This window comes from Rhodospirillaceae bacterium (assembly GCA_028819475.1).
GTDB lineage: Bacteria > Pseudomonadota > Alphaproteobacteria > Bin65 > Bin65 > Bin65.
This window is the reverse complement of the sequence record JAPPLJ010000065.1, coordinates 87769-107224: the sequence shown is the minus strand read 5'-3', so window position 1 is coordinate 107224 and position 19456 is coordinate 87769. Positions and strand designations below refer to the sequence as shown.

At 67.6% G+C, this 19456-nt stretch carries 17 protein-coding genes; 12 read left to right on the top strand and 5 right to left on the bottom strand.

Annotated features, from left to right (window positions below):
* Window positions 1–34: 34 nt before the first annotated feature.
* From OXM58_19790 to OXM58_19780, 3 genes are all read right to left on the bottom strand, one after another.
* On the bottom strand, window positions 35–739 hold the full coding sequence (locus OXM58_19790; protein MDE0150606.1) for an RlmE family RNA methyltransferase: 705 nt from the start codon (window positions 737–739) through the stop codon (window positions 35–37).
* 10 nt (window positions 740–749) lie between these two features.
* Complete coding sequence (locus tag OXM58_19785) at window positions 750–2162, bottom strand: pyridoxal-phosphate dependent enzyme (GenBank protein MDE0150605.1); 1413 nt, start codon at window positions 2160–2162, stop codon at window positions 750–752.
* Window positions 2163–2817: 655 nt separating this feature from the next.
* Window positions 2818–3849, bottom strand: a complete 1032-nt coding sequence (locus OXM58_19780; protein MDE0150604.1) for a LacI family DNA-binding transcriptional regulator — start codon at window positions 3847–3849, stop codon at window positions 2818–2820.
* Window positions 3850–3977: 128 nt separating this feature from the next.
* Here OXM58_19780 and OXM58_19775 point away from each other — a divergent pair, with 128 nt between their 5' ends.
* From OXM58_19775 to OXM58_19735, 9 genes are all read left to right on the top strand, one after another.
* Window positions 3978–4982, top strand: coding sequence for a putative sulfate exporter family transporter (locus OXM58_19775; protein MDE0150603.1), 1005 nt, complete (start codon window positions 3978–3980; stop codon window positions 4980–4982).
* A gap of 474 nt (window positions 4983–5456) precedes the next feature.
* The gene (locus OXM58_19770; GenBank protein ID MDE0150602.1) at window positions 5457–6974 is read left to right on the top strand and encodes a tripartite tricarboxylate transporter permease; all 1518 of its coding nucleotides are present in this window, start codon (window positions 5457–5459) and stop codon (window positions 6972–6974) included.
* Window positions 6971–7507, top strand: coding sequence for a tripartite tricarboxylate transporter TctB family protein (locus OXM58_19765; GenBank protein ID MDE0150601.1), 537 nt, complete (start codon window positions 6971–6973; stop codon window positions 7505–7507). Before OXM58_19770 ends, OXM58_19765 begins: the two co-directional genes overlap by 4 nt.
* Window positions 7508–7572: 65 nt before the next feature.
* On the top strand, window positions 7573–8529 hold the full coding sequence (locus OXM58_19760; GenBank protein ID MDE0150600.1) for a tripartite tricarboxylate transporter substrate binding protein: 957 nt from the start codon (window positions 7573–7575) through the stop codon (window positions 8527–8529).
* A 150-nt stretch (window positions 8530–8679) separates the two neighbouring features.
* Entirely contained in the window at window positions 8680–10137 is a 1458-nt protein-coding gene (locus tag OXM58_19755; protein ID MDE0150599.1) for an aldehyde dehydrogenase family protein, read from the top strand.
* Window positions 10138–10158: 21 nt separating this feature from the next.
* A complete protein-coding gene (locus OXM58_19750) occupies window positions 10159–11325 on the top strand; it encodes an acetate--CoA ligase family protein (protein MDE0150598.1) in 1167 nt (388 codons plus the stop codon).
* Window positions 11322–12200, top strand: a complete 879-nt coding sequence (locus OXM58_19745) for a CoA-binding protein (GenBank protein ID MDE0150597.1) — start codon at window positions 11322–11324, stop codon at window positions 12198–12200. The genes OXM58_19750 and OXM58_19745 overlap by 4 nt, the downstream gene beginning before the upstream one ends.
* Window positions 12201–12228: 28 nt before the next feature.
* Window positions 12229–14007, top strand: coding sequence for a sulfoacetaldehyde acetyltransferase (xsc, locus tag OXM58_19740; GenBank protein ID MDE0150596.1), 1779 nt, complete (start codon window positions 12229–12231; stop codon window positions 14005–14007).
* A 202-nt stretch (window positions 14008–14209) separates the two neighbouring features.
* Window positions 14210–14968 carry a DUF2182 domain-containing protein gene (locus OXM58_19735; protein MDE0150595.1) on the top strand — a complete coding sequence of 253 codons (759 nt, stop codon included), beginning with the start codon at window positions 14210–14212 and terminating at the stop codon, window positions 14966–14968.
* Between the two features lie 3 nt (window positions 14969–14971).
* On the opposite strand, the gene OXM58_19730 is transcribed toward OXM58_19735, so the two are convergent.
* Entirely contained in the window at window positions 14972–15619 is a 648-nt protein-coding gene (locus OXM58_19730; GenBank protein ID MDE0150594.1) for a DUF1326 domain-containing protein, read from the bottom strand.
* Window positions 15620–15702: 83 nt separating this feature from the next.
* Here OXM58_19730 and pta point away from each other — a divergent pair, with 83 nt between their 5' ends.
* Together pta and OXM58_19720 are read left to right on the top strand one after the other, a co-directional pair.
* Complete coding sequence (pta, locus tag OXM58_19725; protein ID MDE0150593.1) at window positions 15703–16659, top strand: phosphate acetyltransferase; 957 nt, start codon at window positions 15703–15705, stop codon at window positions 16657–16659.
* Window positions 16656–17186, top strand: coding sequence for a hypothetical protein (locus OXM58_19720; GenBank protein MDE0150592.1), 531 nt, complete (start codon window positions 16656–16658; stop codon window positions 17184–17186). The genes pta and OXM58_19720 overlap by 4 nt, the downstream gene beginning before the upstream one ends.
* Here OXM58_19720 and OXM58_19715 read toward each other — a convergent pair.
* Entirely contained in the window at window positions 17171–18256 is a 1086-nt protein-coding gene (locus tag OXM58_19715; GenBank protein MDE0150591.1) for a hypothetical protein, read from the bottom strand. The genes OXM58_19720 and OXM58_19715 overlap by 16 nt on opposite strands.
* A 267-nt stretch (window positions 18257–18523) precedes the next feature.
* Here OXM58_19715 and OXM58_19710 point away from each other — a divergent pair, with 267 nt between their 5' ends.
* Window positions 18524–19378, top strand: a complete 855-nt coding sequence (locus tag OXM58_19710; GenBank protein MDE0150590.1) for a DNA cytosine methyltransferase — start codon at window positions 18524–18526, stop codon at window positions 19376–19378.
* Window positions 19379–19456 lie beyond the last annotated feature (78 nt).

Here is a 19456-nt window from a genome sequence, read left to right as displayed (position 1 = left end):
CCAAAAGGTCGGGCCGCCGCCTCGGCCAAAGCCGTCAGGCCGGCGCCTGCGGCCGGCAGCCCTGGGCAACCAGGTAGGTCTCCGCCGAATCGGCGCGGCTCGCCGGCGGCTTGACGTGGCGCACGGTCTCGAAACCCGCCCGCACGCGCTTGAGCAGGTCGGCGTCCGCGCCGCCGCGGAAAACCTTGGCGACGAAGCCGCCGCCCGGCTTCAGAACCCCTTCCGCGAAGGCAAGCGCGTCTTCGGCCAGAGTTACGATGCGCAGATGGTCGGTCGCCCGATGGCCGGTCGTGGACGGCGACAGGTCGCTCAGGACGAGGTCGGCCCGCGCGCCGCCCAGCGTTTGTTCCAGGCGCACCAGCGTTGCGGCATCCTGAAAATCGCCGAGCAGGATTTCCGCACCGGGCACCGGTTCGATCTCCAGCCGGTCCAGCGCAATAACCCTTCCGCCTGTCTCGGCGGCCCGCGTCCGCTCCAGCGCCACCTGGGTCCAGCCGCCGGGCGCGGCGCCCAGGTCGATCACGATCAGCCCCGGCCGGAGCAGCCGCAACCGGTCGTCGATCTCGATGAGCTTGAAGGCGGCGCGCGAGCGGTAGCCGAGCTGGCGCGCCTCGGCAACGTAGGGGTCGTTCAGCTGGCGGTCGAGCCACCGGGTCGAGGAGGCGGGGCGCCGGCGCGCCGTCTTCACCCGGACCTTCTTCTCGCGGCGGCCGCCGCGGCGCGACGAGTTCCGGGGCATGAGCGCCGGCTCAGGCCGCCGGGCGGTTGCGGCGCAGCCAGTTCAGCAGGTCGGTCCGGGTGACCAGCCCCCAATACTGGCTCTCGTCCCGGATCAACGCGACGAAGCCCTTGTCGAATGTCGCTTTTACGTCGGCGAGGCTTGCGCCCGGCGGCAGGGTTTCAAGTCGTGTCGTCATTGCTCCCGAAACCGGATCGCCGAAATTGCCGTTCATGTCGGGGTTGGCGAGCACCCGCTGCAGCAGGTCCGATTCGTCGATCAGGCCGATGATGCGGTCGTCCTGCACCACGGGAAGCTGGGAGATGTTGAACAGCCGCATCTTGCCGAGGGCGATCGCAAGCGTGGCGTCGGGCGGGACGGTGATGTCCTCGTGCTCGTCGTGCCGGCGGGCGATCAGGTCGCGCAGGTCGCCATAGGTCTTGCGCTCGATGAAGCCTTGGTCCGCCATCCAGTGGTCGTCATACATCTTGGAGAGATACTTGTCGCCGCCGTCCGGAACGATGGCGACGACCCGTTTGGCTTCCGTCTGCCGGCGGCACCAGTCGAGGGCCGCGGCGACGATGGTGCCGGTCGACGAGCCGCCCATGATGCCTTCGGCCTTCAGCAGGTCGCGGGCGGTCAACAGGCTGTCCCGGTCGCTGACGACGATGGCCTCGTCGATCAGCGACATGTCGCCGACCGGCGGCAGTTCGTCCTCGCCGATACCCTCGACGACCCAGGCGCCGGGCTCGGTCAGTTCGCCGGTCTGGACATAGGGCGCGAGCAGCGAGCCCACGGGATCCGCCAGGATCATCTTCAGGCCGGGCGCTACCCTGCGGAAATAGCGGCCCAGCCCGGTCATGGTGCCGGCGGTCCCGATACCGCCGACGATGGCGTCGACATCGCCATTCATCTGGCGCCAGATTTCCGGGCCGGTCGTCGCTTCGTGGACCGCCGGGTTGTCCGGGTTGTAGTGCTGGCGGATGTATAGCGCGCCCGGCGTGCGCGCCTCGATGTCGGCGGCCATGGTCTGATATTGAAGGGGATGGCCCGGCGGCACATCCGTCCGGGTAACGATCACCTCGGCGCCCAGGGCCCGGCACTGCTGGATTTTCTCCCGGCTCATCTTGTCCGGGATGATCAGGATCATCCTGTAGCCCTTGAGCGCGGCGACCAGGGCGAGGCCGATGCCGGTGTTGCCGGAGGTTGCCTCGACGATGGTGCCGCCCGGCTTCAGGCGCCCGTCGCGCTCGGCCGCCTCGACCATGCCGAGCGCGATGCGGTCCTTGATCGACCCGCCGGGGTTGAACAGCTCCAGCTTGGCAAACAGCCGGCAGGGCCCGGTATCCAGGTTGCGCAACTCCACCATCGGCGTGTTGCCGATGGCGGCGAGCATCGAAGCGCCGTTTCCGGCTCCGGTCTGCATATTATCCGGTTCGTTCATGCGGTCCCTTTCGGCGCCGACCGTAGCAGCCGGCCCGCGCCGCCACAATGCGCCGCCCCCTTCGACAGGCTCAGGACAGGCTTTCGATACGCCCCGCCCTTCGATACGCCCCGGCCGGGGGCCGGGGCTACTCAGGGTGAGGGCAAAAAATGTCAGGGTTGAGGAAGACCCAATTTCCCCTCATCCCGAGTAGGCGCGCCAGCGCCGTATCGAGGGACCGGTCGAACCCTGTGTCCGGATCGGCCGATGTGCTCCGCTGCCCGGAGCCTGTCAGGTCTTCACGGCGCCGCCCGCGCAGCGGCGCACGCCCGAAGCCCGTCGAAAGGGCCGGCTCTGCGATTGCCGAAGTGGGCGTCAGAGAAAATAGGAATTTTTACATTTTTTTACGATCACTCATTTTCGTTGTTTTCGCGGAAATCTGCCGTTTTCCAACCGTCCGAAAATAAACAGACCGGTCTAGGCACCGTGTTTTTTCGCCACCGCGCCCGCCGAGCCGGCGGTGTAATTGTTCATATAATGTTCTTTTTCTCCGCTGTCAAGCCCTTCCCGTACGCGGACCGGGAATCGCAGGGCTGGGCTAAATTGCCGCTCTGCGATTCGGGCTTGTCGAAGGGAGCCGGCCTGTCCCGGCGGTGCCGACAGGCACGGAACGGCTCTAGACCGCCTTGCACGTTCCCCGCACGATCAGTTCGAGCGGGCAGCAATGTTCATGGTGGAAGTCCGCCTCCGGCCAGTCGATCATCTCGACCAGGGCGTCGGCGGCGAGCCGGCCGATCCGGCGCGCCGGGATGCGGACGGTGGTGAGGCCCGGCTCGAACGCGTCGGAGCCGCGGAAATCGCCGATACCGATGACGGACAGGTCGTCCGGCACCCGGATGCCGAGGGAGGCTGCGGCGAACAGGGCCCCCTGGGCGATCACGTCGTTGCCGGCGAGGACGGTGGTCGGCCGGCTGCCGATCTGCAGGGTGCGGGCGATCAGCTCCTTCGACAGGAGGATGTCGTAGGGGCAGGCGATGCGCCGGCGGTCCGGCACCGGCAGACCGGCGCGGCGGGCGGCCTCCAGCGCGCCGGTGCGCCGGCCGGCGGCCCGGTCGTTGGACCGCTCCTCGCCGATCGCGAACAGGATGTCGCGATGGCCGAGCGCCAGCAGGTGCTCCGCCGCCATCCGGCCGGCGAGTTCGTTGTCGAAGCCGATGCAGGGCCAGTCCCGATCCGGCCGGTAGTTCCACAGCATCGCCGCCGGAATGCCCTGGCGCTCGATCTGCGCCAGCGTCTCGGGCCGGTGCTCGAGCCCGATCAGCGCCAGCGCGTCGACCCGTTGCTCCGAGAGCGAATGGACCAGCACGGCCTCGCGCGCCAGGTCATAGCCATGGGCCGCGATCAGCATGGTCCGCCCGTGGGTTGCCAGGGCGGAGGAAAAGGCCTGGAGCATTTCCGAGAAGATCGCGTTGTCGATGGTCGGGATGACGAGGCCGATGCAGCCGGTGGCGGCGCCGACCATGCTGCGCATGGCGCGGTTGCGGACGTAGCCGAGTTCGTCGACCGCCTTGCGGATGCGCTCCCGTGTCCGGTACCGAACGATATCGGGATCGTTGAAATAGCGCGAGACGGTGGCGGGCGAGACCTTCGCCAGGTTGGCGACATCGACGATGCCCGGCAGCCGTCCGCGTTTCCCTGGTCGTGCCATGGCGGTTATGAAAACATTTGCAAACGGGTTTGCATTACTACCCTGCCGTTCGCGCAGTCTTCAAGGTTCGTGCAGTCGGCCCGGCAATCGTCGCCGGCGCACCGCCGGCTGATCCTGGAGGTTTTCCGGTGAACCTTTCCCCGGTCCGGCAACGAATTTCGGTCTACGGCCCCGGCGTTCTGCTGTCGGCCGTCCTGGCGATCGCGGCGCAGTTCCTCTCGGACCACTACGGCGCGCCGGCGATGCTGCTCGCCCTGCTGCTGGGCATCGCCTTCGGCTTTCTCGCCGAGGAGGGGCGCTGCGTTCCCGGCATCGACCTGTCGGGCCAGACGATCCTGCGCATCGGCGTGGCGCTGCTCGGGGCGCGCATCAGCGTGGATCTGGTCGTCGGCCTGGGATGGGAACCGATCGCCCTGGTTATCGCAGGGGTTTTCGCCACAATCCTCTTCGGGCTGGCCGGCGCCCGGATGCTGGGCCGGGGCTGGCGCCTTGCGCTGCTCACCGGCGGGGCGGTCGCGATCTGCGGCGCATCGGCCGCCATGGCCATCGCATCAATCCTGCCGAAAAACGAGAATTCGCAGCGCAACCTGACCTTCACGGTCCTGGGCGTGACCGTGCTGAGCACGCTGGCGATGATCGCCTATCCGATCGCCGCCGACCTGCTGGACCTGGGCCAGACGGCGACCGGCGTGTTCTTCGGCGGCACGATCCACGATGTCGCCCAGGTGGTCGGCGCCGGATTTTCCGTATCGGAAACGGCGGGGGAAACCGCGACGGTGGTGAAGCTCATCCGGGTGACCATGCTCGCACCGGTCATCCTGATCTTCGGCCTGTGTCTGGCCGGTTTCGGCGTCGAACGGCAGGCCGGGGAAAGGCCGCCCCTCGTGCCCGGTTTCATCCTCATGTTCTTCGCCCTGGCCGCCGTCAACTCGTTCGACCTGATCCCCGCGGTCGCGCGCGACCTGCTCGCCGATATTTCGCGCTGGGCGCTGCTCACCGCCATCGCCGCGGTCGGCATGAAAACGTCGCTGCGCAAGATCGCCGAGGTCGGCACGAAGGCGATCGTCCTGATCTGCGCCGAGACGCTGTTTCTCGCCGCTTTCATTTGCATCGGAGTGCGCGTCCTGATGTAGCGCACGGCGCTCCCGCTCCCCTTTGGGATTCCTCTGCGAAGGCCGCAAGTATCCGCCAACGGACGCTTTCCTATTCCTCCCCCTCTTCAGAGGGGGAGGCCCGGACAAGAATCGGGGTGGGGGTGCAGTAGCGTCAGGCACGGCCCTACAGGCACGGCACCCCCATCGACCTCGCTGCGCTCGGCCACTTCCCCCTCTGAAGAGGGGGAAGGACAAGTTTGCGGCGGCCTGGCTCTTTTCGCAGAGGAATCCACCAAGGGCAGTCGATCGGCGAACCTGCGGGCAAGGCTCCGGAATCGACGCAGCAATCCGCGAAGCACACGTCAAAATGAAAACGTTTGCAAAACTATTTTCATTCATTAGCGTGGTCCGGAAGCGGATTTCGCAGGGCCCGCCCGCCGCGGGACGGCAAGGCAAATTCCGGGCGCCGCCCGGCGCGCTGCGCGCCGGATTCGAACGAAGCAGGACGCAGGTTTGGAATTTCTCGACCATTTCGGTGCGGTCTTCACATGGTCCTCCATGCTGATCCTGTGCGCCGGCACCATCGGCGGCCTTTTGCTCGGCGCGACCCCCGGCCTGTCGCCGACCATGGCGGTCGCCCTGCTGATCCCCTTCACCTTCCACATGGACCCGGCCCAGGGCCTGATGCTGCTGGGCGCGGCCTATACCTCGACCGTCGCGGGAGGTGCGGTCAGCGCCATTCTGCTCAACATTCCCGGCGCGCCGGCCAACATCGCGACCGCGCTCGACGGCAACATCATGGCGCGCAAGGGCGCCGGTGCGCGCGCCCTGCAGATCTGTTTCATCTCCTCGGCGATCGGCGGCGTGCTCGGCATCCTGGTGCTGATCTTCCTGACGCCGGTGCTGGCGAGCTGGGCGCTGAAATTCGGGCCCTCGCACCTGTTCTGGGTCGCCATCCTCGGCGTGACGATCATCGGCACGCTGGATTCGAAATCCGTGGTCAAGGGGCTGCTCGCCGGCTGCATCGGCCTGTGGATCGCCATGATCGGCTCGGACTCGATCCAGGGCGTCGAGCGCTTCATCTTCACCGAGGAGCTGGAAGGCGGCGTCCATATCATCGCCGCCCTGATCGGCCTGTTCGCCATCCCGCAGGTCATCGAGATGCTGGAAGGCGGCCGCAAGGATCCGCGGCGGACGGTTTTCGAAGTCCGGCGGGCCAATGTCTGGCGTTCGGCGCTGGAGACGGTGTCCAAGGTGAGGGCGCTGGTGATCGGCGGCGTGGTCGGCACGGTCATCGGCCTGATCCCCGGCGCCGGCGGCCAGATCGCCGGCCTCGTCGCCTACGACCAGTCGCGGCGTTTTTCGCGGAACAGCGCGAAATACGGCACCGGTGAGAGCGAGGGCGTCGTCGCGGCCGAAAGCGCGAACAATGCGATGGTCGGGCCGTCGCTGGTGCCGCTGCTCACGCTTTCGGTGCCGGGCAGCCCGACGGCGGCGGTCCTGCTCGGCGGGCTGCTGATCCACGGCATCTTCCCGGGGCCGGACCTGTTCCAGAAACACGCCGCGGTCGCCTTCTCCTTCATCAATTCCATGCTGATCGGCCAGATCCTGATGCTGATCTTCGGCCTGGCGATCGCCGGCCTCGCCGCCAAGGTGATCGAGGTCAAGCCGCCGATCCTGGCCGGCGCCATTCTCGTCCTCGCGGTGTTCGGCAGCTACAGCGTGCAGAATTCGATGGCCGACGTGGCGATCATGCTCGTCCTCGGCATCGGCATGTATTTCCTGGCGCGATACGGCTTCAGCCCGGCGCCGCTGGTGCTCGGGATCATTCTCGGGCCGATCGCAGAGCACAACTATGTCCAGGGCCGGATTATCGGCGAGGCGCAGGACGGCATCGCCCCCTATTTCCTGACCGGCTGGCTGAACATCCTGCTGATCGCCTTCGTCGTGCTGTCGCTGGTCTACAGCATCGTCTCCGAAATCCGCGTAAAGCGGCAGGAGCGGGCCGCTGCCGCGGAGGCTGCATCATGACCGGCAAACCCGAAAACGCGGCCCCGGCCGGCGCCGCGCCCGACAGCGGGCCGGATACCGCGCCCGCGCCGGCGGTCGCCGGCAGAGTGCAGCAGTCGGCTGCCGCCCTGATCATCCTGGCGGTCGCCTGCTGGGTCGCGATCGTCAGCTTCGATGTCGAGGATCCGCAGCCCTACCTGTTCCCGCAGCTTCTTTCCGGGTTCATGGTTGCGCTGTCCCTGATGGCCCTGCTGCGCGCGCTGCGCGGGAAGAACCGCACCGGCGCCGGCATCGGCAGCCGGCAGTTCCTGAACATCGCGGCCGGCCTCGCCATCATGCTGGTCTATGTCTTCGCACTGGCCGATTGGCTCGGCTTCTACAGCGCGGCCTTTCTCGCCATGCTCACCCTGTACAGCCTGTACGATCCGCAGCCGCACGACAGCGTGCGGACATGGGCGGTCAGGCTGGCCGTCACCGTCGGCTTTGTCGCCGTCATCTATGCCGTTTTCGCCCTGGGCCTGAAGGTGCAGACCCCCGAGGGCATCCTGTTCTAGCCGTGCCGCCGGCCCGGCTGTCAACCGGCGTTCGCGCCATCGAATCGAAGTGGAGGAAACCGAAGATGAAGAAAATTGCAATCGCCGCGGCGGCGCTGGCCGTCGCGTTGCCGGCGGGGCACGCCGCCGCCGCCGACTATCCCACCAAGCCGGTCAGCCTGACGATCGCCTACAGCCCGGGCGGCGCGACCGATTTCCAGGCCCGCATCGTGACCATGGTTGCGGCCAACAAGGGCCTGCTGGGCCAGCCGATCGTGATTCTCAACCGGCCGGGCGCCGGCGGCAAGGTGGGCTGGAACCACTTCGCCTCCAAGGCGTCGACCGACGGCTACCAGATGGCGGCCTATAACGTGCCGCATTTCATCGCCCAGTCGATCAAGTTCAAGACCAAGTACAACATCGACAATCTCGAGCCGATCGCCAACTGGGGCGCCGATCCGGCGGTCCTCGTCGTCAACAAGAACAGCAAGTTCAATTCGGTGAAGGACCTGGCGGCCTGGGCCAAGGACAATCCGGGCAAGGTGACGGTCTCGGGCGCCGGCCTGTTCGTCGGCCACCACATCGCCTACCTGCAGATCGAGAAGGCGCTGGGCGTGAAGCTGCGCTACGTCCCCCACAAGGGCGGCGCACCGGCCTTGAAGTCCGTTCTCGGCGGCCAGGTCATGGCGGGCGTCAACAACCTGTCGGACTCCTACCGCAGCCGCTCCAGCCTGAAGATCCTCGGCATCGCCGATCTCCAGCGGGACAAGCAGTTCCTGCCGGACGTGCCGACCTTCAAGGAGCAGGGCTTCGACGTCGACGATTCGTCGGTCAACTTCCGCGGCATCATGGTCCGCAAGGGCACGCCGCAGGCGGTGATCGACAAGCTGGCCGCGATCATGCCCAAGATGTTCGCGAACGCGCGCGTCGCCAAGCAGATGCGCAACGGCGGCTCGCCGATCCGCATCATGGACCGCGCCGCGGTGCAGAAGATGTGGAAAGAGCGTCAGAAGTTCCTGACGGGCCTGCTGAAGGACCTGTAGTCCGCGCCTCCCGGACGCCCGCCGCCGTCCGCCGGATCGGTCTGGACGGCGGCGGGGCCGGGCGAATTGGCGGCCTGGTTTCCGGAGCCGCCCGATTGACAAGCCGGGGAACCGCCTTGCGCGGCGCCTCCGGCATGGACGGAGAACGAGGTGACGGAAGAGTCTGCACCGGCTGCGGTCCTGCCGCTATCGGGCGACGGGGCGCCTCCCGATCGTGACCCCGAAGCGATCGTCGCCGGCTTGGTCGACCGGGCGCGGGCGGCGATGGCCGCCTACGAGAACCACGATCAGGCGCGGGTCGACGAGGCCGTGACGGCGCTCGCCTGGTCGATCTACAAGCCGGAAAACGCCAGAATGCTGGCCGAACTCGCGGTCGAGGACACCGGCCTCGGCAACGTCGAGAGCAAGGTCGTCAAGAACACCCGCAAGACGTTCGGCACCCTGCGCGACCTGATGCGGGTCAAAACGGTCGGCGCGATCGAGGAACTGCCGGAGCGCGGCCTGGTGAAATACGGCAAGCCGGTCGGCGTCGTCGGCGCGGTCTGCCCATCGACCAACCCGGCGGCGACGCCGGTCAACAAGGCCATGATGGCGCTCAAGGGCGGCAACGCCGTCATCGTCGCGCCGTCGCCGGGCGGCCAGAAGACAACGATGGAGACCGTTCGCCTGATGCGCGCGGAGCTGCGCAAGGCCGGCCATCCCGAAGACCTGGTCCAGGTCCTGCCGCCGCCGGTCGACAAGGCCATGACCCAGGCTTTGATGGATATGACCGACCTGGTCGTCGTCACCGGCAGCCAGAACAATGTCCGCCGCGCCATGAAGTCCGGCACGGTGTCCATCGGCGTCGGGCCGGGCAACGTGCCGGTGATTATCGATTCGAGCGCCGATCTGAAGGATGCGGCGCAGAAGATCTGCGCCTCGAAAATCTTCGACAACGCAACGTCCTGCTCGTCGGAAAACGCCGTCATCATCCTGGACGATGTCTATGAGGCGGCCGTGGCCGCGCTGGTCGAAGCCGACGGCTACCGCTGCACCCTGCGCGAGAAAGCGGCGATCGAGGGCGTGCTCTGGCAGGGCGGCGTCCTGAACCGCCGCGTCATCGCCAAGGATGCCGATATCGCCGCCCGGGTCTTCGGCCTGCCCGAGGCCGCAGAGCGCGCGAAATTCTTCATGGTCGAGGAGGCGGAAGTCGGCGGCAAGCACTCCTTTGCCGACGAGAAGCTCTCGCTGGTCCTGACGGTCTACCGGGCGCGGGATTTCGCCGACGCCAAGCGCATCGCTAGGGATATCCTGCACGTTACCGGCCTCGGCCATTCCGTCGGCATCCACACGAAAAACATGGACCGCGCCCGCGATCTGGCGGCATCGACCGACGTCGTGCGCGTACTGGTCAACCAGGCCCACACCTTCGGCAACGGCGGCAGCTTCGACAACGCCATGCCGTTTACCCTGTCGATGGGCGGCGGCACCTGGGCGGGCAACACGATCTCGGAAAACCTCAACTGGTCCCATTTCATCAACGTCACCCACCTTGTGACGACGATCCCGGAAGACCGTCCGGGTGAGGAAGAGATGTTCGGGAACCACTGGGCGAAATACGGGCGCTAGGCACGCCCGCGGCGAAGAAGCATGAATTTCGAGGAACATGCCTCCAAGGCGCTGTTGAAGGGCCGCGGCCTGCCGGTGCCGGACGGCTTCGTGGCGGGGAGCCCGGAAGCGGCGGCCGACGCGGCGCGCGCGCTCGGCGGGCCGTGCGTCGTCAAGGCCCAGGCGCCGACCGGCAAGCGCGGCAAGGCCGGCGGCATCCGGCTCGCGGCGTCACCGGACGAGGCCCGCGCGGCGGCGGCGGACATTCTCGGCATGACCATCGGCGGCCACCGGATCGAGCGCCTCCTTGTCGAGGAGCAGGTGCCGCTCGCCGCCGAACTCTACGCCGCGGTGCTGAGCGACCCGGCAAGCCGGGGGCCGGTCGTGCTGTTCTCGGCGACGGGCGGCATGGAGGTCGAGGAAATGGCCGCTGCGGATCCCGATGCGATGCGCCGGGTCGAGGTCGATATCGCCGCGGGCCTGAGCGCGGGGCGGGCCGCCGCTGCGCTCGCCGGCCTCGACCTGAACGGGCAAGCCGGTGCAGTCGCGGACTTGCTGGCGGGCCTTTACGCCAGCTACCGGGCGCTCGATGCCGAGCTTCTGGAGATCAACCCGCTGGCGCTCACCGGGGACGGGCGGATCGTCTGCCTGGACTGCAAGTTTACGCTGGACGATGCCTCGGCCGGCCGGCAGGCGGTGGCCGCTCAAACCGGATCGCCAGACCCCATGACTGCACTGGAGGCGGAAGCCCACGAGGCCGGCCTGAAATATATCGAACTGGACGGCAGCATCGGCGTGCTGGCCAACGGCGCCGGGCTCACCATGGCGACCATGGACGCGATCACCCACTTCGGCGGCCGGCCGGCGAATTTCCTCGAGATCGGCGGCGAGGCCTATACGAAGGCCGAAACGGCGCTCACCATCCTGCTCGGGAACCCCAACATCCGCGCCCTGCTGGTCAATTTCTGCGGCGCATTCGCCCGCACCGACGTGATGGCGGAGGGCGTGGTCCGGGCGTGGCAGAAGCTCGATCCCGGTATCCCGGTCTTCTTCACCATCCACGGCACCGGCGAAGACGAGGCGATCGCGCTGGTCGAAAGCGAACTGGGCCACCGTCCCTACGACCTGATGGACGATGCGGTGCGGGCGGCGGTCCGGGCGGCGGTCGGCGCGGCCGGTGGCGGCGCGGCGCGGGAGGCGGCGCCATGATCCTGCGCAAGGGCCACCGCATCCTCGTCCAGGGCGTGACCGGCAAGCAGGGCACCTTCTGGACCCGGGCGATGATCGGCTACGGTGCGGCCGTGGTCGGCGGCGTCAACCCGCGCAAGGCCGGAACGGTCCATCTCGGCCTGCCGGTCTACGCCTCGGCCGCGGAAGCCGCCCGCGAAGCGCCGTTCGACGTGGCGCTGATGTTCATTCCGCCGGCGATGGCGAAAGACGCGGCCTTCGACGCCTGCGAGGCCGGCGCCAGGCTGCTGGTCTGCCTGACCGAACACATCCCGGCCCACGACGTAATGGAGATGATGGCTGCGGGCCGGGCGAACGGCACGAGGATCGTCGGGCCGAACACCGCCGGCCTGGTGACGCCCGGCGAGACTTTCGCGGGCATCCTGCCGGCCTTCAACCCGCGGGTGTTCCGGCCCGGCGGCGTCGGCGTGATCTCGCGCTCCGGCAGCCTGGGCACCCTGCTCAGCCTGGTGCTGACCCAGAACGGCTTCGGCCAATCGGCGGTCTACGGCGTCGGCGGCGATCCCATAATCGGTACGACGACGCGCGAGGCGCTCGAAATCCTCGACGCTGATCCGAAGACCGAAGCGGTCGTGATCTGCGGCGAAATCGGCGGCAGTGCCGAGGAAGACGCCGCGGACTACGCCGCCGGGATGGCCAAGCCCGCCGTCGCCTTCGTGGCCGGCCGGGCCGCGCCGCCGGGCAGGAAGATGGGCCATGCCGGCGCCATTGTTTCCGGCGGCAAAGGCGATTACCAATCGAAGCGAAAGGCGCTGGAAGCGGCGGGCGTCGCCGTCGCCGACGTGCCGAGCGACATTCCGAAACTGCTGTCGGCGCGCCTGAGGGCGGCGGCCTGACGCAAGTGCACTCTGCGAGGACAGACCGATGAAGATGACGACCGAAGAAGCCTTTGTGAAGGTGCTGCAGATGCACGGCATCGAGCATGCTTTCGGCATTATCGGCTCGGCCATGATGCCGATCTCGGACCTGTTCCCGAAGGCCGGCATCGCCTTCTGGGACTGCGCCCACGAATGCAATGCCGGGATGATGGCCGACGGTTATTCCCGCGCGACCGGCAAGATGAGCATGGCGGTCGCCCAGAACGGCCCCGGCATCACCAATTTTGTGACCCCGATCAAGACGGCCTACTGGAACCACACGCCGATGCTGCTGGTGACGCCCCAGGCGGCGAACCGGACGATCGGCCAGGGCGGTTTCCAGGAAATCGAGCAGATGGCCGTGTTCGAGGACATGGTCTGCTACCAGGAGGAGGTGCGCGATCCGGTGCGCATCGCCGAGGTGCTGAACCGGGTGATCGAGAAGGCGTGGCGCGGCAGCGCGCCGGCGCAGATCAACGTGCCGCGCGATTACTGGACCCAGGTGATCGATATCGAACTGCCCCAGATCGTGGGGCTGGAGCGCTCGCCCGGCGGCCGGGCCGCCATCGAGACCGCTGCCGCGCTGCTCTCGGAGGCGAACTTCCCGGTCATCCTGAACGGCGCCGGCGTGGTGCTGAGCGGCGCTATCGACGCCTCGCGCCGGCTGGCCGAACGGCTGGGCGCGCCGGTCTGCTGCAACTACCAGCATAACGATGCCTTCCCCGGCAGCCACCCGCTCTCCGTCGGGCCGCTCGGCTACAACGGTTCGCGCGCGGCGATGGAGCTGATTTCCAAAGCCGATGTCGTGCTCGCGCTCGGCACCCGCCTCAACCCCTTCTCGACCCTGCCGGGCTACGGCGTCGACTACTGGCCGAAGGCGGCGAAGCTCATCCAGGTCGATATCAACCCGGACCGCATCGGCCTGACCAAACCGGTGGCGGTCGGCATCGCCGGCGACGCGAAGCTGGTCGCCGAACAGCTCCTGGAGAATCTTGCGTCCGACGCCGGCGACACCGACCGCGAGGAGCGGCTCTCGACAATCCACCACACCCGCTCGGCCTGGCTCCAGGCGCTGAGCGGCATGGACCACGAAGACGACGATCCCGGCACGACCTGGAACGAGCGCGCCCGCGCCCGCGAGCCGGAGCGGATGAGCCCGCGCATGGCCTGGCGCGCCATCCAGTCGGCGCTGCCGGCCGACGCGATCATCTCGTCGGACATCGGCAACAACTGCGCCATCGGCAACGCCTACCCGACCTTCGAGCAGGGCCGGAAATATCTCGCGCCCGGCCTGTTCGGCCCATGCGGCTACGGCTTCCCGGCGATCGTCGGGGCCAAGATCGGCTGCCCGGACACGCCGGTCATCGGCTTCGCCGGCGACGGCGCCTTCGGCATCTCGATGAACGAGATGACCGCCTGCGGCCGGAAGGAATGGCCGGCGATCACGATGGTGATCTTCCGCAACTACCAGTGGGGCGCCGAGAAGCGCAACACCACCCTGTGGTTCGACGACAATTTCGTCGGCACCGAACTGGACCTCGACGTGCACTATGCGCGGATCGCCGAAGCCTGCGGCCTCAAGGGCGTGCAGGTTGCGACCATGGACGGGTTGACGGCGGAGTTGCAGAAGGCGGTGGACGCCCAGATGAAGGAGGGCGTGACCACCTTCATCGAGGTGCTGCTCAACCAGGAGCTGGGCGAACCGTTCCGCCGCGACGCCATGAAAAGGCCGGTCGAGGTCGCCGGCATCGACCCCGCCGACATGCGCCCGCAACAGGCGGCGTAGCGGAACGGCGGCCGGACGCAAACGGCCGGGGCGACACAGCGGTATTTTCAAGGGCGATTGCGGACCCAAGGTGTAGGGGAGGGTTTCAAACCCTCCCCTACGATGCCGGACGGCGCTGCTCCGTTCTGCCAGTCAAAATCTGCGTACCGCGAGCGTCGGTGCTAGATTCGCCTGGTGCTCACCCATCCGGGAACGATCGGCCATGCACGCGCTCGCCCGCCGGCTTCTTCGCCACGCTGAAATCCTGACGGCGCTGGGGCTCGTCTTCGTGGCGGGCTGGGCGTTCGTCATCTGGATGACGGTCGACATGTCCCATCCGGCCGTCCGGCTGGCGATGCCGCTCGACACGGCCTGGTCCCCGGCGACGGCGGTTGCCGTTTTCGTCATGTGGGGCGGCATGATGGTGGCGATGATGCTGCCCTCGGCCGCGCCGATGATCCTGACGTTCGACGCCCTGGAACGCCGCAACGCGCCGGCGGGGCGGGCGACGCCGCGCTCGCTCGCCTTCGCCGGCGCCTACCTGCTCGTGTGGATCGGATTTTCCGCGCTCGCCGCCGGCGCGCAGTGGGCTTTGCAGGCCGGCGGCATGCTGATGCCGATGATCGTCAGCCGTTCCGATGGGCTGACCGCCGGCCTGCTGATCCTCGCCGGCCTCTACCAGCTGACGCCGCTGAAGCAGGCCTGCCTGAAATACTGCCGGACGCCGCAGGGCTTCCTGCTGGCGGAATGGCGCGACGGCACGGGCGGCGCCTTCGCGATGGGCCTCAGGCACGGCCTCTACTGCGCCGGATGCTGCTGGGCGCTCATGCTCCTGCTGTTCGTTGCCGGCGTCATGAACCCGGTCTGGATCGCCGTCCTCACCGTCGCCGTGGCGCTCGAGAAATGGCCGCAGCTGCCGGCGTGGCTGACCTGGGTCTACAGCGCGGCCCTGCTGGCCGCCGGCGTCGCAATGTTGCTTTGACCGCTACGGGCCGGTCCAGTCGAACGGGATGTGCTTGGAGGAGTTGACGTCCCAGGAGAACTTGAAGCCGAAGGCATCGACATTGCACACGGTCGACTTCCCCCAGGTGACCAGCTGCGGGCCGGGCCCGGTCTCCGATCCCGGCGCGTTGGCCAGCCGCGGGTATTCGCCCGGATTGCTGGTCGGTCCGGTCAGCGCCTCCGCCCACGCCTTGACCTTGCCGGCGACCTCGACGCCCCAGCGCGACTGGTTCGGCGTAATCTCGAAGGAGATTTTCGCGCGTTCGACGCCGATCACCTTGCGGCCCCCGGTGAACAAGGCGTTCACCTTGCCCATGAAACCGCCCGCGCGGCCGCCGATGATGGCCGTCAGGGCCTCGGCCTGGGCGTCGTCGGCGCGGTCGTCGACGAAAACGCCAGCCTTGCCGCTGACCTTGCCGGCCCACAGGTCGCCTTCCCAGCGGCCGACCCGCACGAAGGCGAGGTCGTCGAGCACGGTGTCGCCGTAATGCCCGTGCTTGACGTGCCAGAAGAGGACCCCGTCGCAAAAGCCGTTGTCCGGCGGCTGCGCGAAGGTGCAGGGGCAGGCGACGGCGCAACTGCAATTGTCGAACCAGTCGCCGACGATGTGCCAGTTCGGCGTATCCGCCATGAGAGCCTCCGAAGCCGTCGCAATCTCAATGCGGATAGTATTGAATAGCGGCCGGACTGCACAACAGGCTTTGCGGCGATATCGTGTCCGTTCTCGAAACCCTTGCCGACCGCGCCCGGGCGCTGCGGCCGCATATCGTACTGCCCGAGGGCGGCGACCCGCGGATCGCCGGAGGCGCGGCGCGGGCGGCGGCCGACGGACTGGCGCGGATCACGCTGCTGCGCGACGGCGGCGGGGCCGGAGAGGGGGTTGAAATCGTCGATCCGGCGGTGTCGCCGGACGCGGAGCGGCTGGCCGAAACCTACTGGACCCTGCGCAAGCATCGCGGCGTCGACCGGGATGCGGCGCGCGCGGCGGTGCGCCATCCGCTCACCTTCGCCGCCCTGATGGTCCGGGACGGGCTGGCCGGCGGCACGCTCGGCGGCGCGGTGGCGACCTCGTCCGATACCGTCCGCACGGCGCTTCAGGTCATCGGCAAGCACCCGGATTACGCCCTGGTCTCCAGCTTCTTCCTGATGGTCTGGCCGGACCGGGCGCTGATCTTCGCCGACTGCGGCCTCGTCGTCGCGCCGGACGAGGAGGAACTCGCCGCCATCGCCCGGGCGTCGGCGCAAAGCTACCGGCAACTGGTCGGCGGCACGCCGCGGGTTGCCATGCTCTCCTTTTCCACCAAGGGCAGCGCCCGGCACGGCAAGGTCGCCGCCGTCCAGAAAGCGACAGCGCTGGTCCGGGAGCAGGAACCGGGGCTCGACATCGACGGCGAATTGCAGGTGGACACCGCGCTGGTGCCCGATGTCGCGGCGTCCAAGGCGCCGGGATCGCCGGTCGCCGGCCGGGCCAACGTGCTGATCTTCCCGGACCTCAACGCCGGCAATATCGGCTACAAGATCGCCCAGCGGCTGGGCGGCGCGGTCGCTCTCGGCCCGACCCTGCAAGGCCTCGCCCGGCCGGCCAACGACCTGTCGCGGGGCTGTACAGAAGACGATGTCTATCACATGATTGCCGTGACAGCGGCGCAAGCGGCGGACGAGACGACATGATGGACCTGGAAACCCTGGCGCAGCGATTGCGCGACGCTATGAAGGCCTCGCCGGTCCCGGACGGGGCGGCGGCCTTGTGCGGCATTCTCGGCGAAGCCCTGAAAGACCGCGCGTTCACGGCCGCTATGCTGCCCGACCGCAAGGACGGCGAGCCGGTGCGCGAGATTCTGTACGAGGATCCGGAGCTCAGCTTCTGCATCTGCGGCCATGTCAACGCCGGGTCGTCGGTCGGCAAGCCCCACGATCACGGCACGACCTGGGCGATCTACGGCCAGGCCGAGGGCACGACCGAAATGACCGACTGGCGCATCGTCGACCGCGGCGGCGATGGCAGGCCCATCCGCGTCGTGCCGGACCGGACCTATACGCTCACGCCCGGCGACGCCCATTTCTACGGCGTCGGCGCCGTCCATTCCCCGAGGCGGACACGGCCGACGCGGCTGATCCGCATCGAGGGCGCTAACCAGGATTTCATCCCGCGATCCCACATCGTGGCCGCGGAAGAGGCGCTTCAGTCCGCGGGATAGTAGCGCGCGACGTTGTCCGGATAGCTGCGCGCGAAATAGTTCCAGAGCTGCTCGCCGTAGGTGCCGGGATGGTGCCTGCTCTGCATGTCGCCGACTCCGGCCTCGGTCTCGTCGCGCTGCGCCATGAAGCCGGCCCCGGCGTGGCGCGGGCTGCGGGCGACGGCTTCGGCGAATTCCGGCGCCAGCGGCAGCGGATCGAGCGCCATGTCGAGCGACGGCCCGTGGAAATAGCCGGCCGACAGGCGCGGTTCGCGGGTGACCACCCGGTGCGGCGTGGCGACGAAATAGTTGCCGGTCATCTTCTGCAGGACCTCGCCCAGGTTGAGGACCAGGGAACCCGGTACGATGGGCACCGGAATCCAGTCGCCGTTGGCGTTCTCGATCTCCAGGCCCGGCGTTTTGCCCGGCGCGAGCAGGGTCAGGAAGCCGGCGTCGTGGTGGGCGTTGACGCCGAACTGGCCGGGCGGCGTCTCCGGATAGCCGATCAGCTTGGTGAGCGACATGCGCTCGGCGCCGAACAGGGCGTCGAAATGGCCCTCCTCCAGCTCCAGGCTGAGAGCGAGCAGGCGCAGCAGGTCGTCGGCCAGGTCCGACATGTCGGCGAACCAGCGCTCGAGCGCCGGCCTGAAGCCGGGCGCCACGTCTTCCGGCGGCCACTGGTTCGGCCCGAGCAGGCGCAGGTAGCGGGGCGTGGTGTCGATCGGCCGGGCCGGATGGTCGGTCCACAGGTCGATCTGCTCGCGCATGTCCGGCCGGTTGTTGGTGTATTCGCTGCCGACCGGTTCCCAGCCGCGGAAATGGCGCGAATTGCGCTTGTCGATGCAGCGCTTGTCGGCCTCGGGCAGGGCGAAGAAGCGGGCAATCTTCGCGAACACGGCGTCGATGACGTCGGGCGCGATGCCGTGGTTGGTGACCACGGCGAAACCGACATGGTGGCAAATGCCGCCCAGCCGGTCCGCCAGTTCCCGGCGCGCCGCGGCGCTTTCCGCCCGGCTGCCGATATCGACTACCGGAACGGCGGTAAAGGCGCCGGGGTCGACGCTGTCGGGAGCAGGTGTGGCAATGTTCATGATGCTTACCCGGACGATTGCAGTGGCGAGGCGCGGGAGGCCGGCGCGCAAGGCACACTATACGATCTCGAGGGCTCGCACCAAAGCCGTTGTCGCGGCGATACACGAGGCAAGAATTCGGTTGGCGGTGGTGAACGAAAGGTCCGAGGATCGCTCGACCTTGTGGCCGAGCAGAAAATGTGCGATTCGCGAGGACGAACTGGTCCAGCGGGCGGGACAGGTTCACTGGCCGCTCCTCTACAACGCGCGGGGCAAGTGTCTAGCACTTTGAATTTCATAGATCTTTTCGCCGGAGGCGGAGGGCTTTCCGAAGGATTCATTCAGGAAGGCTACGAGCCGGTGGCACATGTGGAAGCCGACTTGGCTGCCTGCAACACGCTCCGTACCCGCATGGCGTATCACTGGCTGAGGACCACTGGCCGCGAGGACCTGTACGCGGACTACCTGACAGGCGAGATTGGCAGGGAACAGTTGTATGCGGAAGTACCGCGGAGCGTGGCGCAGTCCGTCGTCAACGATGAAATCAGACCGGATACCTTGGGGCGATTATACGGCAAGATCGACTCGCTGCTGAATGGGCGCGAACTCGATGTGCTCGTAGGTGGACCGCCTTGCCAAGCGTATTCCGTAGTCGGGCGTTCCCGCGATCCCGACCGGATGGTGGAGGACAAGAGAAACTATCTCTACAAGTGCTACGCGGAATTCCTCGGAAAATACCGTCCAAGGCGGTTCGTGTTCGAGAACGTGACGGGCCTACTGTCGGCGAAGGACAGCGACGGCCGGGGCTACTTTGAGGCCATGCGGCAACTCTTCCGGCAAATCGGTTACGAGACTGAGTACTCGACGTTGTGGGCTAGGAACTATGGGGTACTGCAGAACCGGAAACGGGTGGTGCTGGTCGGTTGGCGGGAGGGCACGGGCGGCACTTACCCTGAGCCCGAGCAATGGATCCCGGACGTGAAGGTGAGCGAGGTATTCCGTGATCTGCCAACGCTCGGAGCGGGCGAGGGCACGGTTCGGCCGTGCAACCGGCTGCCATGCGAAAGCAAGTGGCAGGAGGATGCGGGAGTTCGGAGCACAGCACCCGTGACGTGGCACGTCGCCCGGCCGCAGACGGACTAGGATCGCGAAATTTACCGCATCGCCGTTGGGCAGTGGAACGAACACAAGTCGAGGCTTCGGTACGGCTCGCTTCCTCCA